This is a genomic window from Pseudomonas lijiangensis, from assembly GCF_018968705.1.
Classification (GTDB): Bacteria; Pseudomonadota; Gammaproteobacteria; order Pseudomonadales; family Pseudomonadaceae; genus Aquipseudomonas; species Aquipseudomonas lijiangensis.
Genome location: NZ_CP076668.1, coordinates 2905111 through 2918027 on the forward strand (window position 1 = coordinate 2905111; position 12917 = coordinate 2918027).

Below are 12917 nucleotides of genomic sequence, written 5' to 3' on the forward strand. Positions count from 1 at the left end.
ATCCTCACACGCCTTCAAGTCTTGTGAGCAACTGCTCAAACAGTCTCCAGGACTGCCTCTTCTTCCTGCGCGATGGTTTCTTCGACTGCCAACTGGTGCCTGGTCCACTCGGCAGCGACTGCTGGATTTTCACGAATCTGCTCTTCGATCCGGAGGGTTTCACGATACTCGAGTGCCTGGGAGATCATCGTCCACTGAGTTTCTACGCCGAGTGATTCAAGCTCCTTGCGAATGGACGGCAGATCGATCCGGAAGAACTCCTTGCGAGGATTCACTTTGTTGACCTGTTCACGCAAAAAATGGCGATGCAGTTGTTTTTCCAGACCTGGCGCGTCGTCACTGAAGATCATAGCGTGTACATCAAACTCAAACGGGACGCTTGCGTCGCCCAGTTCACGGACACGATCCAATGGCTCAAGCCGACGAGTCATTTAAACGTGACCTGCCCGGGTTCGCTGGGCCATTGACAGAGCACGCTGATTTTTCTCTTCAGCCGCTTTCAGTTGGTCTTGGAGCAATGCCAGGCGAGCCTCAAATTCGGCCCGCTCTGCGGCGTTAGCTGCGGCAACCTGCTCCTGAGCTTTCTCCAAAGCTTTGCGCAGCGTCGTTTCTTCCTTGGCGGCGTCTTTAATGGCTCGCTCGTATTCACGTCGAGCCTTTTCTTCCTCACGCATCTGTTCACGCAGTTGTCGCTGCTCTTCGCGCTCTTGATCTTTCAGCAGCTTCGCAGTGACACCCCAGCGTAGTTCTTCAAGACGAGCCTTTAGGTACTCCTCGTTCACCCGAGCATTTCGGAATGGAGCGCCCAGTTGGTTGACCACTGCTGCAGCGTCAAGGATTTCCTGTTCGAGCTTGCCGTGATTATCTGATTTGGAGCGAGACAGTATCGAGTCGATCTTGCCGTTGAAGGCGTCGGTCACAAATCGAATAGCGGTTTCCCGGCGATTCGCTTCGGCATAATCACAGCTGGCCGCCCTGCCCGTTTTCACCAGAACCTTGGTGTGCTCACGTGCCTCTTTGAGTTTCTGTCCAGCCTCGGTGAATCCAAACTCCTCAGCCAGGTCGTCCAGGAGATGGTAAGTCGGGACGATATAGGCATCGCCGTAACCTTCGATGATGTTCTTCATGGCTTTGGCGGCATCGGCATATTGCTTTGCCTTGCCCATAGCCTCCATGGCGTCGCCGGCGATTTCTTGAGCGCGCTCGTTCGCTGTCGCTACAATTTTGTCGGCATCAGCGATCGCTTTGGCCAAGCGGTTTTCTGCCTGATCGACCCGGGACTGGGCAAGTTGAACCAGTCGGGTGCGTTCCGCGCTGGCTTCAGCGGAAAGACGTAACGCCTCTGCCTCGACATCCATGATGCCTTTAAAACGTTCAAGCTCGTGGATTCGAGCTTGAAGCTGTTTCCGGAGCTCGTCGATTTCGGCTTCAGTTTTCTCCAGGTCGTTTTTTCTAGCGTTGAGCTGCAGGCTCAGTTGAGCAATTTTGCCGTTCGCCTTGGTGTTTCTTATCAAAAGTATGAGCGCGGCTATGCCTGCAATTACGGCAATGATTTCCATATGAGATTGTCCTTTCCGTAGGAACCACAGTTTCTAAGGCACTACGTTAATTGAAGATATGCACGATATCTCGTGCGAGACTTTGCGGAGGTTGTACTGAAGAAAATCTGCTCAGCGCCTGCTGATTACGAACATGATGGATTCCGATTCCGTATTTTGGCGTGGCAAGCTTACAACTCAAAATAGCCTAATGCCATCACTTCCACTGCGTTGCTTGGTCTATTGGTATTGGGGCAGGGTGATATCTGCCACTGGGTCAAGGGCGAACAGTGAACTCGCGAAAGAGCCTGCACCACAGTAGTACACCTGTGCTATCGGTAAGCATCAGCAATTCGATTATTGTTTTACCTTAAGCCCACGACATCATGCCAAGCCTCGCTATTCCACACAGATACCCGTTGGCATATCGCATGCTGCAATGGCAACTCGACTGGCACTGCAACCCAGTCCTAACGCTTTGCAACGTAGAGGTTCAGGAAGTGGCAGCTCAAACACAGTCTCCCTATGACGCGAGCCTGCGCGACCACCAGGCGGAAGCCGAGCTTGAGGCTTACATTCACAAGCACCGCAAAACCGGCATCGTGCTGCAGCGGGCGTATCCACCTACCGCGTTCCCCAAAGTGCGCAGCCGGCTGGGCGGTTTACCGCAATTGCCGCAGACTTTTGAATGGCCGGTAGGTGTCAGCTACGGTGAGTCGACCCCCATGCATTTCCTTGCCCAGATCGACTGCGCGGAGTTGCCACGTGTCGAGTCGCTCATGCCAACGCAGGGCATGTTGTTCTTCTTTGCCGCAAACGACGAAGAACAGATTTGGAATACAGACGCACCCTGGGAACGTGTCCGGGTCCTGTATGCGCACAACGTGCCCGAGGACCAGCCCGCGCGCCAGGCGCCGGAAAATCTGCGCTCGATTCAGGACGTGAAGACAGTGGACAGTCCGTACACGGAACCGGAGTGGTTGTTGCCGGGTGAGAGTGGTCCCCGCGTCCACGTGCAGTGGCCATTGGTTGCACGGCGGATGGACACTTGGCCATACGACATGCCGACACCAGAAGACGGCTCAAGGCCAGACATGGCGGCCTACCATCAGCGATGGTCCGAGCTGAGCCTCGGAGCCGCTGTGGCGGCGACCGGGCTAATACCCAACGCCGACGCGGTTTTACATTGGGAGCAGCCGCTGTCTCAAACCTGGAAGTTCCCTGCCCAGTGGTTGCGCTATCAGCTTGATTTCCCCCAGGTGGGTAGCATGATAGATCGCCTCGCACGGATCGTAGGCAATGCCCGAAGCAAGAAAACACGCAGTTTCGTGGCTGATCAGGATGTGCTGGACTGGGTGGAGCTCGCGAAAAGCATCGGCTGGGATAACGCTCCCGATGAGGCCGCAAGGGAGGCGTTTAGAAACTGGATCATTGAACAGATCGGGGATGAAGACGAAAGCTCCACACTCACCGACAGAACAATGGGACGTGTATTCACATCAGGTTTGCTGGCCTCTGTTGCCTACGTCGCGGGTTCACCTGACGCAGCGCGGTTGATTCCATTACAGCTCTATCGTGGCCTTGAGGGCGAGCACTTGCCGTATGTGGAAAGTCATCGCAAGCATGCCGATGGACGAAAGTACTGTGCCGAGGCCAGGGTCCACCAGATGTTGGGGCACGTCCCACTGTTGCAAGGGACCATACCTGATATCGATGGCGAGCCGGTATGCCTGCTGCAGCTCGCCTGGGATCCTGCCATCGACCTCAAGTTTGGGGATTGCGGCCAAGCGACTTTCTGGATCTCCAGAGAAGACCTGGCGGTCCAGAACTTTGATCGCGTGGCAGCGGTGGTTGAATCACATTGAGTCTAATAACGTGAGCCATTCACTTTTCCTAGCGCTGCTGGCTCTCAGTCAGGCGCAAGTTCGGGGGTGCGAATCGGGCGGCGCTCCGCTCATTCGCGAAGGGGCCTTACATCCACAGAATAGTTGTCGTCAAGAATGCCACTTTCCCGGATGAATCCGGTCCCACGGGATCGTGACAAACTTGGGCTAGAGAGACTGTCAGATGAAAAAAAGAATTGGCCTGTGTGTCGCAAGCACCCTGCTGGTTACCTTCGCGCTGAACGTGAGTGCCGGAAGCGAAGATATACCTGCAGGCTATTCCAGCTTTGGGTTTGCCGAGCGCTGCGACGACGAGAGTGCAAAGTTGACCACGCTTGAGGACATCGCGTGTTCAAGCGATAGCCTGCGAGCCCAGGACAGTAAAATGCTGGCACTGGTCGAAGAGGTAAGGTCAGAAACAAAAGGTGTGGACGGTGAAACGGGCAAGAACATAGACCCGATGGGCATACAACAGAAAGAATGGCACGATGCCTTGGCTCACGTCTGTAAAGACGCTATGTGCCTTACAGTGGCCTACGCAGCCCGCATCGCAGCGATTCACAAAGAATGGTCAGAGGCGCTGTGATCAGCTCTGCGCTTCTTGGAAAACCCACCTACTCCAACCCTCCACTGGCCCAATCAGCATAAGGCGTATCAAAAACACGCCGTCGGTTGTAATCAGGACTGCCATCGCTCCACCACACAGCGCCTCGCTCACCGAGCGCCACCTTGGCAGCGTTGACCTTTGAACGAGCCGCTTTGAGGAGATCAGGATCGCCAGAGGCCTTGGCCTGTTTCACTTCTCTACGGGCACTCATGAGTTCATGTACCAGGCGCTGCCGCTCATCCTCGGAGAGTGATGGATTAGAGCATCGCCAGAGCTGTCCTTTGACAACAAAATAGCGACCATCTGGTGTTGTCGGGTGCATGGATTTTCAACGCTCCTTTCTATTGTGCCTCACGCGATACTCAATAGAACTTCCTCTGTAATGCAAGGTTCAGCGCTCGATGCCTTATGCAACTGAGTGCCTGGAGCACCGTCGATCAAGAACAGGCTGCCCCCTCCTCCTCTTCTTGGAATCATGCTCCCCTTCACACCACCTCCCGTCGCCGATCCTCTCTCGGGCACTTGGCAAACCGTGCCTTGTAGCTGCGGGTGAAATACGACGGCGACTCAAACCCGCACGCAATACCCACCTCCAGTACGCTCATATGGCTCTGACGAAGCAGTTGCCTGGCTTTTTCCAGGCGCAGGCCGAGATAAAAGTTGCTCGGTGTGTCGTTCAAGTGCAGACGAAACAGCCGCTCCAGCTGGCGCCGCGTCACCTTGATCAGCTCCGCCAGCGCCAGGGTGCTCAGCGGCGGCTCGGTGTGATTTTCCATCTCGCCGATCACCTGCACCAACTTCTTGTTGTTGATGCCGTAACGGGTAGCGATCTGCATACGCTGGTGGTCTTTGCGCGGGCGTATGCGCCCAAGTACAAACTGCTCAGAGACGAGGATGGCCAGGTCTGGTCCGTGGGACTGGGCGATCAGGTCGAGCATCAGGTCGATGGATGCTGTACCGCCAGCGCAGGTGATGCGGCGACGATCAATTTCGAACAGTTCCTGGGTCACCGTGAGTTGTGAATAAGATTCCTTGAAGGCGTCGATGGCTTCCCAATGCAGGGTGAGCCGATAGCCATCGAGCAAGCCTGCTTCAGCAAGCACGCAGGCACCGGTGTCGATGGCACCGAGAGTCACTCCGTCGTGGTCGAGGCGGCGCAGCCATTGTTCCAGAACCGGGGTGGAGAACTGCAGGGGGTCGAAACCCGCGACCACAAAGAGCGTCGCGCCCTTTTTCAGCGGTTCCAATGCAGCGTCGGCGTTAACTGACATCCCATTGCTAGCCAGTACCGCACCTCCATCGCAGCTCAGCACGTGCCAGCGGTACAGCTCGCCGCGAAAGCGGTTGGCCACTCGCAAGGGTTCCAGCGCGGATATAAAGCCAATGGCCGAAAAGCCCGGCATCAGCAAAAAGTAGAAGTCCTGGGACATGGTGGCGCTCTCGTGGGGCGGCAGCGTAGTCGCTGTGATACGTCAGCTAAACGGGTAATTCAAGAGCGCAGGTCGCTGCAGTGCAAGAGCTGGTCGCCGCCGTGCGTTTTGTAGCCTCAGAAGGTACGTAACTTGGCGACACGACGCACAAAGACGTCGGCCCCCATAATAATGACCTGCCGAGGGATTCATCATGAATAGACTGATCAGCCGCTGCGTGCTTGCACTCAGCGCCATCTTGGGCACTAGCACTAATGTACTGGCAGCGGATGCCGCTTCCTGCCAGAACGTGCGCATGGGCGTGGTGAACTGGACCGACATAATCGCTACCAGCGCAATTACCCAAGTGCTGCTCGACAGCCTCGGTTACAAGACCAAACAGACCAGCGCCTCCCAGCAAATCATCTTCGCCGGCATCCGTGACCAGCGCCTGGACCTTTTCCTGGGCTACTGGAAACCACTGATGAGCCAGACCATCACGCCATTCGTCGATGCCGGGCAGGTGAAGGTCCTCGCCAAACCAAACCTGGAAGATGCGCGTGCCACCCTCGCCGTGCCGACATACCTGGCGGACAAGGGCCTGAAAACGTTCGCCGACATCGCCAAGTTCGAGAAAGAACTTGGCGGGAAGATCTACAGCATTGAGCCGGGCTCGGGCGCCAACACCCAGATCAAGTCGATGATTGCCAAGAACCAGTTCGGTCTGGGCAAGTTCGAACTGATTGAATCCAGCGAGGCCGGTATGCTCGCCGCCGTCGACCGTGCGGTACGTCGCAAGGAAGCCGTGTTGTTCTTCGGCTGGGCACCGCATCCGATGAACGTCAAGATCGCCATGACCTACCTCTCCGGCAGCGACGACGCCATGGGGCCGAACGAAGGCATGGCCTCGGTGTGGAACGTTACCTCGACAAACTATGCCGAGCAGTGCCCCAACATCCACAAACTCCTGACCAACCTGACCTTCACCGTCGCCGATGTGAGCCAGATGATGCAGCCGCTGCTGGATCACAAGAACGCCTTGGAGTCCGCCAGGCAGTGGCTCAAGGATCACCCCCAAGATCAGCAACGCTGGCTGGAAGGCGTGACCACCTTCGATGGCAAACCGGCTGCGGCCAACCTGCAACTGACCCGTCAATAACCTGATCCGGATCACCGTGTAGCAGCCGTTTTCGGCTGCCATACACCCCAACTACGCCCGTTTGTAAGGAACCTGCCTCATGAACCACAACGTCATCCTCACCTGCGCACTCACGGGTGCTGGCGACACGACTGCAAAAAGCCCGCACGTGCCGGTTACTCCCAAACAGATTGCTGCCGCTGCGGTGGAAGCCGCCAAGGCCGGTGCCACCGTAGTGCATTGCCATGTGCGTGACCCGCAAACCGGCAGGTTCAGTCGCGACGTCGCCCTGTATCGAGAAGTGATGGAGCGCATCCGTGAGGCCGACATCGATATCATCGTGAACCTCACCGCGGGCATGGGCGGCGACCTGGAGATCGGCGGCGGCGAGCACCCGATGGAGTTTGGGCCCAACACTGACCTGGTCGGCCCACTGGCACGCTTGGCCCACGTCGAAGAGCTGTTGCCGGAAATCTGCACCCTGGACTGCGGCACCCTGAACTTCGGCGATGGTGACACCATTTACGTGTCCACTCCGGCGCAACTGCGGGCAGGTGCCAAACGCATTCAAGAGCTGGGCGTAAAGGCCGAGCTGGAAATTTTCGACACCGGCCACTTGTGGTTCGCCAAGCAGATGATCAAGGAAGGGTTGCTGGACTCCCCGTTGTTCCAGCTGTGTATGGGCATCCCTTGGGGAGCGCCCGCCGACACCGCCACTATGAAAGCCATGGTCGACAACCTGCCCGACGACGCGGTGTGGGCCGGCTTCGGTATCGGCCGCATGCAAATGCCGATGGCGGCACAAGCAGTGCTGCTGGGCGGCAATGTGCGGGTTGGCCTGGAAGACAACCTGTGGCTGGAAAAAGGCGTACTTGCCACCAACGGGCAGCTTGTGGAGCGCGTGAGTGAAATCCTGAGCCACCTGGGTGCGCGGGTAATGAGCCCGGCCGAAGGCCGCGTAAAGATGGGGCTGACCAAGCGTTGCTGATGCGGGGACCACAGAGTCAGCTGCCACAGCTGGATTGGCTTACACATTGAATCATCGAATTATCAAGGAACGTCCCCATGGGCTTTATCACAGAAATCAAAACCTTTGCTGCTCTCGGTAGCGGTGTTATTGGCAGCGGCTGGGTGTCCCGCGCCCTGGCCCATGGCCTGGATGTGATCGCCTGGGACCCCGCGCCCAATGCAGAAGCCGCCCTGCGCAAACGCGTCGCCAACGCCTGGGGCGCACTGGAAAAACAGGGCCTGGCAAAGGGGGCTTCCCAGGATCGACTGCGTTTTGTCGCAACCATCGAAGAATGTGTGAAAGACGCTGATTTCATCCAGGAAAGCGCCCCGGAGCGCCTGGAGTTGAAACTGGAATTACACAGCAAGATTAGCGCGGCGGCCAAACCGGATGCATTGATTGGATCAAGCACTTCAGGCCTGTTGCCGAGTGAATTCTACGAAGGGGCCACCCACCCGGAACGCTGCGTGGTGGGTCACCCGTTCAACCCTGTTTATCTGCTGCCGCTGGTGGAAGTGGTGGGAGGCAAGAACACCACACCGGAGGCTGTCGAGGCGGCGATCAAGGTGTATGAATCCCTGGGCATGCGCCCGCTGCATGTGCGCAAGGAGGTCCCTGGTTTTATTGCCGACCGCCTGCTCGAAGCGGTATGGCGTGAAGCTTTGCACCTGGTCAATGACGGCGTGGCAACCACCGGCGAAATCGATGACGCGATCCGTTTTGGCGCCGGATTGCGCTGGTCATTCATGGGCACCTTCCTGACCTATACCCTGGCAGGCGGCGATGCCGGAATGCGACATTTCATGGCGCAATTCGGCCCGGCGTTACAGTTGCCGTGGACCTACCTGCCGGCGCCGGAGCTGACCGACAAGCTGATCGACGACGTGGTCGCCGGCACCAGCGAGCAATTGGCCAATCACAGCATCTCGGCGATGGAGCGCTATCGAGATGATTGCCTGCTGGCAGTGCTGGAGGCGGTGAAAACCACTAAAGCCAGGCACGGTATGAACTTTGCCGAGTAGCCGCTATTGATCTCTGTGAGAGCTGGCTTGCAGGCGAGCCAGCTCACAAAGTTGACCGAATACTGACCCGGAATCCCAGACATGCCCGCACTGACCACTTACACCACAAAAATCCCGTCCGACTGGGTGGACTACAACGATCACCTGCGCGACGCGTTCTACTTGCTGATCTTCAGCTACGCCACAGACTCACTGATGGACATGCTTGGCCTTGACAGTGAAAACCGTGAGGCCAGCAGCCATTCGTTGTTCACCCTGGAACTGCACCTCAACTACCTGCACGAAGTAAAACTCGGCGCCGAGGTTGAGGTGCACACACAATTGATCGCCCACGACGCCAAGCGCATACACCTCTACCACAGCCTGCATCCGGTGGGCGATGAGAAGGAGCTGGCAGGCAATGAACAGATGTTGCTGCATGTGGATCTTTCCGGGCCAAAGTCGGTACCGTTTACCGAGGCATCGCTGGCAAAACTGAGAGTCATCAGCGCCGAGCACTCCACCCTGCCCCGCCCGGCTCTGCTTGGCCGAGTGATTGGGTTGCCTCCCAAAAAATGAGTAAGATTCCCCAGGAGTTGCTGCCCTGGATTCCGGTTAACCTCTCATGCCACCCGAACAAACCTGACTCGAGCCCTTTGCGGGCGCAAAGAAAACCAGCCACGTGGCACCAGTTCCCCGTCATGCACGATGTCCCAATGTTCCACCCAGTAAGCCAGTGATGCAGCAAGATCAATCATTGCCATCGCTGTTCCCGGGCAGGAACGGTCGCCCAGGCCAAACGGGAAATAGGCGCCGCGCGGCCATGTCGCTGAGTCCATAAAGCGTTCCGGGCGAAACTCCAGGGGCTCTTCGAACCAGCGTGGGTCCCGGTGTGTGATCCAGCTGGAAACCATAACCACGTCTCCACGCTTGAGAGAATGGCCGGACACTTCGATGTCAGCACTCACCTGTCGCTGAACAAGGCCGTAGGCCGGCGGGTAAAGACGCAGGCTTTCCTGTAACACCGCTCTCAATAAGGGACAGTTGCGCAGGTCACTAAGCGAACGGATTGCTGTCCAGTCGACTGGCGCCAGTTCGGCCCGCAGTTGCTTGCATAATTCCGGACGCTGCGCCAACAGCAGCAGACACCAGGTCATGGTGACGCCAGTGGACTGGTGCGATGCCATCAGTAGTGTGCAGAGCTCATCACGCATCTCGACGAGGGGCCGGGGCGAATGCTCCACGACTTCGTCGACCACTCCCCGCAATTGTCCCAGCGCCCAGCGTTTGCGCGGGCAGAGTTTGCTCGGGAACCAGTGCCCCAGTGGCAGACCGGTGGACATCTCCAGCAACGCCACCCGCGACAGCAGGCGAACCGCCTTGGCGATCCGGTAGGCCGCCGGCTTCAGGTCTACATCGAACAGTGCGTGACCGCTGAGGGTGACGCTGAACGCGGCCATCTCCAGATCGAGATCATACTCGCGCCCCTCCTCGATCCGGTCTGCCCACTGCGCGGCAAGGCGGCGCACATCACTGGCTTGCGGTGCAACAAGGTGTGGGCGTACCGCCTTGCGCTGTGCTTGTGCCGGCTCGCCTTCACGCATCATGAAACTGCGTCCATTCCATTGCTTGAGCATGCACAGTGCCGGCGTCCAGCGGCGTAAATCGTCACGATGCTCGACCATCAGTTCGTGCACGGTTTGCGGATGGAACAGGCACCAGACACGTTGCGGGCCCATGCGCATGACGGCGACGTCCGGCTGCATCGCGTGCATTTTCTTCAGCCAGGCCAGCGGGTCGCGCTGGATCTCCAGCCAGTGGCGCAAGCCCGCACGGTTATCACCGACCCAGGGTATGTTGGCCAGCCGACGGCGTATCGGGCAATTCGGATTGGCTTCGAGCATGGTTCCGCCTCACTGCGTTCCCTTGTTCAGGGCCTTATTCGGGGTGAGGATATTACCCTGGATGGACTTTCTCAGACCCGATTACAAGGCGATTTTCCAATTCGTAGGGCATTCAATTGTCTCATGTGTATTTGATGGGCCCGTGACTCATCTTGCCACTTGTAATCAGCATACCCTTTCACTCCTTCCCAAGTCATCAATAGCACATCTGTACTATAGGAGGTTCTTGTACAGCTCCACTAAGCTACCTCAATAAGCGAATTTTCAGTAGCAATTGCACATCTTCAGATAACCGTCGACTTTCAGGCTGCCGAAACTCTCGTGCAAAAAATAAACTTTTACTCTCAGAGGTAGCAACCATGGGTACTTATTGCCAACTGGCGAAACTGAAAGGTTTGGCGGCTGCAGGAATGTTAATGATGGCCTTGACGGCATGCTCAACCGATGGAAGTTCATTCGCCGGACTGGACTCTTTAACCGGCGAGGCAAAGTACGCGCCTGAATTTATCAAAAGTAATATTGTTGTTGGCAAGTCAACAAAACAACAGATTCGCGAAAAGTTTGGCTCACCTTCAAATGTGAGTGACAACCTGGGCAACGATACCTCGGAATGGCTTTACGATCGCAGCGAGTCGCAACTGGGCAAGCTTACGGACATGGCTTACAAGTACACCACCCGGTACGGGGCTCAAGGCTCTGCCAGCACGATCATTTCGAGCCAGAACCAGGTGGGTGATGCTCAAGAGATCATGAATGATGCCGGTACACTCTCTGGCAGCAATGCCCCAGGAAAAAAGGTGAAAATCAACAAGCTGTATGTTGAATTCAAAGGTGATGTCGTGCGTTCCTTCAGGACCTATTAAGCACGGAGCGATGCTGAAAAAGACATCGTTCCCGGGGATGTGCCGAATCCATTCTCATGAAGTGGCATTGATCATCCGATCACTGCCATTGTGCACGCTTAATTGATCCCCCACTTATGCAGCGACCCCGTATTGCCCATTCCCATGAAACCGCAGCCCTTGGTTTCGTAATACGCGATGATGCCTTTGGAATCAACGGTCATATTGACTATGCAGGCGGTATATTTACGCTTCGTCGTGTAAGTTTCTACGTGTTGCACGTAACCTCTGGAGGTGTCGGTATAGGTGCCGGCTCATAGTACCCTTCATTACTCATCCATTCATAAAAGGTATATTCAGGGTTGCTGATTGAGCGGGTTATATACCTCGGCTTGCCCATTGACGGAGCCAATCGCTCTACCGCCTCACTGACGTTTTTTCCCACTAGCTCACTGGCTATGCTTCTCTCTGGATTTATCGTACTGCACCCTGAAAGACCTATAATCAATAGCGCTGGAATAACCAGTTTGTTCATGATGGGTTTGCTCATGGAAGCGAAGTTATTGAGTGCCTACAAACAACCAAGGCGTAATTGCGATAAAGCCAGAAGATACCCGTTGCCAGGCTCTTAAAAAATAGTACACATGTGCTATTGGGCACGCTCTTTTCTTATTGGCTTTTTAAACGAACGGCATATACCCGGCCAAGCAGATTGTCTTGATTGAACGTGAAGGTCATCACAACAGAACTGGCGTCAGGCTCAAGTATCGCCTGCCCCCGATTGTCTCGAACGACAAGCGTGCCAGGCGCATCTTCAATAACCTTCGATGTTTCAGACAGGGTGAACGCCTGAGCAATTACAGCCTTGCGGGTATTCAAGGGGAAATATCGGGTGACAATATCGCTGACATCGATTTGCTCAAAACCGACGGGCTTTCTCAATGAATGAACTTCGTCAAGCATGGCGCTCAAGTCCGCAGCCAGAACATGCTGAAAGCCTGAACCCATCACCATTAGTGCCACAACCAGATATCTCATGAAGCCTGGCGGCCTCCTGAAGCGTCCTTTACAGGGGTTCATAGACAGCCTTCTTCCCGATAGTCGCCACCCACAAACGCAAGCGTGTCGCCCGGCCCAAGACGCCAGTAGACTCGCGCAGAAACCCTGCAGGGTATCGATCCCTCCTTTCGCACTGCCCCGTAGTAACCGCCACTCACAAACCATGTCGGTTTGAACCCTTCGCTGTTGAGTTCACGAATGAAATCCTCGGCAGGCATGCCCACTGGAAACCGAGTGCGTAGACGACTGCCAAATTGTTCGGCGGCGTTGTTCCATTCGTGCGGCAGGCCATCAGTCAATGACGAGGGTGATCGTACGGAGTCCCATAAAAGAACAACGACGATGCCGATGGCAATTCCCCCGCTATAAAGAACTGCATTTTTAGTTAGATTTTTAATCATGATTAGCGTTTAGATCGCGACCTGTAGTGTGTACAGCCTTTCAGCAATTAATTCATTCCTGCCAACTCTTTTTCAATAGCACATGTGTGCTATTTGTTCGGGCCTGTGCCCGGTATAGCCTCTATC

14 protein-coding genes are annotated in these 12917 nt (G+C 56.1%); 7 read left to right on the plus strand and 7 right to left on the minus strand.

Going from position 1 to position 12917, the window contains the following annotated elements:
* Positions 1-35 precede the first annotated feature (35 nt).
* Positions 36-431 carry a GIY-YIG nuclease family protein gene (locus tag KQP88_RS25265; RefSeq protein ID WP_253950584.1) on the minus strand — a complete coding sequence of 132 codons (396 nt, stop codon included), beginning with the start codon at positions 429-431 and terminating at the stop codon, positions 36-38.
* A complete protein-coding gene (locus KQP88_RS12235; RefSeq protein ID WP_253950585.1) occupies positions 432-1559 on the minus strand; it encodes a DUF4041 domain-containing protein in 1128 nt (375 codons plus the stop codon).
* Positions 1560-1969: 410 nt separating this feature from the next.
* Between KQP88_RS12235 and KQP88_RS12240 the strand changes: the two genes are divergently transcribed.
* Complete coding sequence (locus KQP88_RS12240) at positions 1970-3403, plus strand: DUF1963 domain-containing protein (protein ID WP_216705839.1); 1434 nt, start codon at positions 1970-1972, stop codon at positions 3401-3403.
* Positions 3404-3605: 202 nt separating this feature from the next.
* Positions 3606-4007 carry a lysozyme inhibitor LprI family protein gene (locus KQP88_RS12245; protein ID WP_216705840.1) on the plus strand — a complete coding sequence of 134 codons (402 nt, stop codon included), beginning with the start codon at positions 3606-3608 and terminating at the stop codon, positions 4005-4007.
* A gap of 28 nt (positions 4008-4035) precedes the next feature.
* On the opposite strand, the gene KQP88_RS12250 is transcribed toward KQP88_RS12245, so the two are convergent.
* A complete protein-coding gene (locus tag KQP88_RS12250; RefSeq protein ID WP_216705841.1) occupies positions 4036-4350 on the minus strand; it encodes a hypothetical protein in 315 nt (104 codons plus the stop codon).
* A gap of 163 nt (positions 4351-4513) precedes the next feature.
* Positions 4514-5458 carry a GlxA family transcriptional regulator gene (locus KQP88_RS12255; RefSeq protein ID WP_216705842.1) on the minus strand — a complete coding sequence of 315 codons (945 nt, stop codon included), beginning with the start codon at positions 5456-5458 and terminating at the stop codon, positions 4514-4516.
* A gap of 193 nt (positions 5459-5651) precedes the next feature.
* Here KQP88_RS12255 and choX point away from each other — a divergent pair, with 193 nt between their 5' ends.
* The 4 genes from choX to KQP88_RS12275 all read left to right on the plus strand — a co-directional run bounded on the left by choX (position 5652) and on the right by KQP88_RS12275 (position 9164).
* Positions 5652-6596 (plus strand): choline ABC transporter substrate-binding protein, encoded by a 945-nt coding sequence (choX, locus tag KQP88_RS12260; RefSeq protein ID WP_216705843.1) that lies wholly within the window; start codon positions 5652-5654, stop codon positions 6594-6596.
* Positions 6597-6675: 79 nt separating this feature from the next.
* Complete coding sequence (locus KQP88_RS12265; RefSeq protein ID WP_216705844.1) at positions 6676-7563, plus strand: BKACE family enzyme; 888 nt, start codon at positions 6676-6678, stop codon at positions 7561-7563.
* Positions 7564-7640: 77 nt separating this feature from the next.
* Entirely contained in the window at positions 7641-8606 is a 966-nt protein-coding gene (locus KQP88_RS12270) for an L-carnitine dehydrogenase (protein ID WP_216705845.1), read from the plus strand.
* A gap of 81 nt (positions 8607-8687) precedes the next feature.
* Positions 8688-9164 carry a thioesterase family protein gene (locus KQP88_RS12275; protein ID WP_216705846.1) on the plus strand — a complete coding sequence of 159 codons (477 nt, stop codon included), beginning with the start codon at positions 8688-8690 and terminating at the stop codon, positions 9162-9164.
* Positions 9165-9208: 44 nt separating this feature from the next.
* Here KQP88_RS12275 and KQP88_RS12280 read toward each other — a convergent pair whose 3' ends face one another.
* The gene (locus KQP88_RS12280; RefSeq protein ID WP_216705847.1) at positions 9209-10489 is read right to left on the minus strand and encodes a cytochrome P450; all 1281 of its coding nucleotides are present in this window, start codon (positions 10487-10489) and stop codon (positions 9209-9211) included.
* A gap of 359 nt (positions 10490-10848) precedes the next feature.
* Here KQP88_RS12280 and KQP88_RS12285 point away from each other — a divergent pair, with 359 nt between their 5' ends.
* On the plus strand, positions 10849-11352 hold the full coding sequence (locus tag KQP88_RS12285; RefSeq protein WP_253950586.1) for a hypothetical protein: 504 nt from the start codon (positions 10849-10851) through the stop codon (positions 11350-11352).
* 648 nt (positions 11353-12000) lie between these two features.
* Here the strand turns inward: KQP88_RS12285 and KQP88_RS12290 are convergent.
* Together KQP88_RS12290 and KQP88_RS12295 are read right to left on the minus strand one after the other, a co-directional pair.
* Positions 12001-12369, minus strand: coding sequence for a DUF6393 family protein (locus KQP88_RS12290; protein ID WP_216705848.1), 369 nt, complete (start codon positions 12367-12369; stop codon positions 12001-12003).
* Between the two features lie 38 nt (positions 12370-12407).
* Positions 12408-12791, minus strand: a complete 384-nt coding sequence (locus tag KQP88_RS12295) for a hypothetical protein (RefSeq protein ID WP_216705849.1) — start codon at positions 12789-12791, stop codon at positions 12408-12410.
* Between the last annotated feature and the right edge of the window lie 126 nt (positions 12792-12917).

Coding starts and splice junctions, on each gene's coding strand:
- KQP88_RS12265 (WP_216705844.1), top strand. CDS start 6,676: ATGAACCACAACGTCATCCTCACCTGCGCACTCACGGGTGCTGGCGAC.
- KQP88_RS12275 (WP_216705846.1), top strand. CDS start 8,688: ATGCCCGCACTGACCACTTACACCACAAAAATCCCGTCCGACTGGGTG.
- choX (WP_216705843.1), top strand. CDS start 5,652: ATGAATAGACTGATCAGCCGCTGCGTGCTTGCACTCAGCGCCATCTTG.
- KQP88_RS12280 (WP_216705847.1), bottom strand. CDS start 10,489: ATGCTCGAAGCCAATCCGAATTGCCCGATACGCCGTCGGCTGGCCAAC.
- KQP88_RS12240 (WP_216705839.1), top strand. CDS start 1,970: ATGCTGCAATGGCAACTCGACTGGCACTGCAACCCAGTCCTAACGCTT.
- KQP88_RS12285 (WP_253950586.1), top strand. CDS start 10,849: ATGGGTACTTATTGCCAACTGGCGAAACTGAAAGGTTTGGCGGCTGCA.
- KQP88_RS12250 (WP_216705841.1), bottom strand. CDS start 4,350: ATGCACCCGACAACACCAGATGGTCGCTATTTTGTTGTCAAAGGACAG.
- KQP88_RS12270 (WP_216705845.1), top strand. CDS start 7,641: ATGGGCTTTATCACAGAAATCAAAACCTTTGCTGCTCTCGGTAGCGGT.
- KQP88_RS12245 (WP_216705840.1), top strand. CDS start 3,606: ATGAAAAAAAGAATTGGCCTGTGTGTCGCAAGCACCCTGCTGGTTACC.
- KQP88_RS25265 (WP_253950584.1), bottom strand. CDS start 431: ATGACTCGTCGGCTTGAGCCATTGGATCGTGTCCGTGAACTGGGCGAC.
- KQP88_RS12255 (WP_216705842.1), bottom strand. CDS start 5,458: ATGTCCCAGGACTTCTACTTTTTGCTGATGCCGGGCTTTTCGGCCATT.
- KQP88_RS12235 (WP_253950585.1), bottom strand. CDS start 1,559: ATGGAAATCATTGCCGTAATTGCAGGCATAGCCGCGCTCATACTTTTG.
- KQP88_RS12290 (WP_216705848.1), bottom strand. CDS start 12,369: ATGAGATATCTGGTTGTGGCACTAATGGTGATGGGTTCAGGCTTTCAG.
- KQP88_RS12295 (WP_216705849.1), bottom strand. CDS start 12,791: ATGATTAAAAATCTAACTAAAAATGCAGTTCTTTATAGCGGGGGAATT.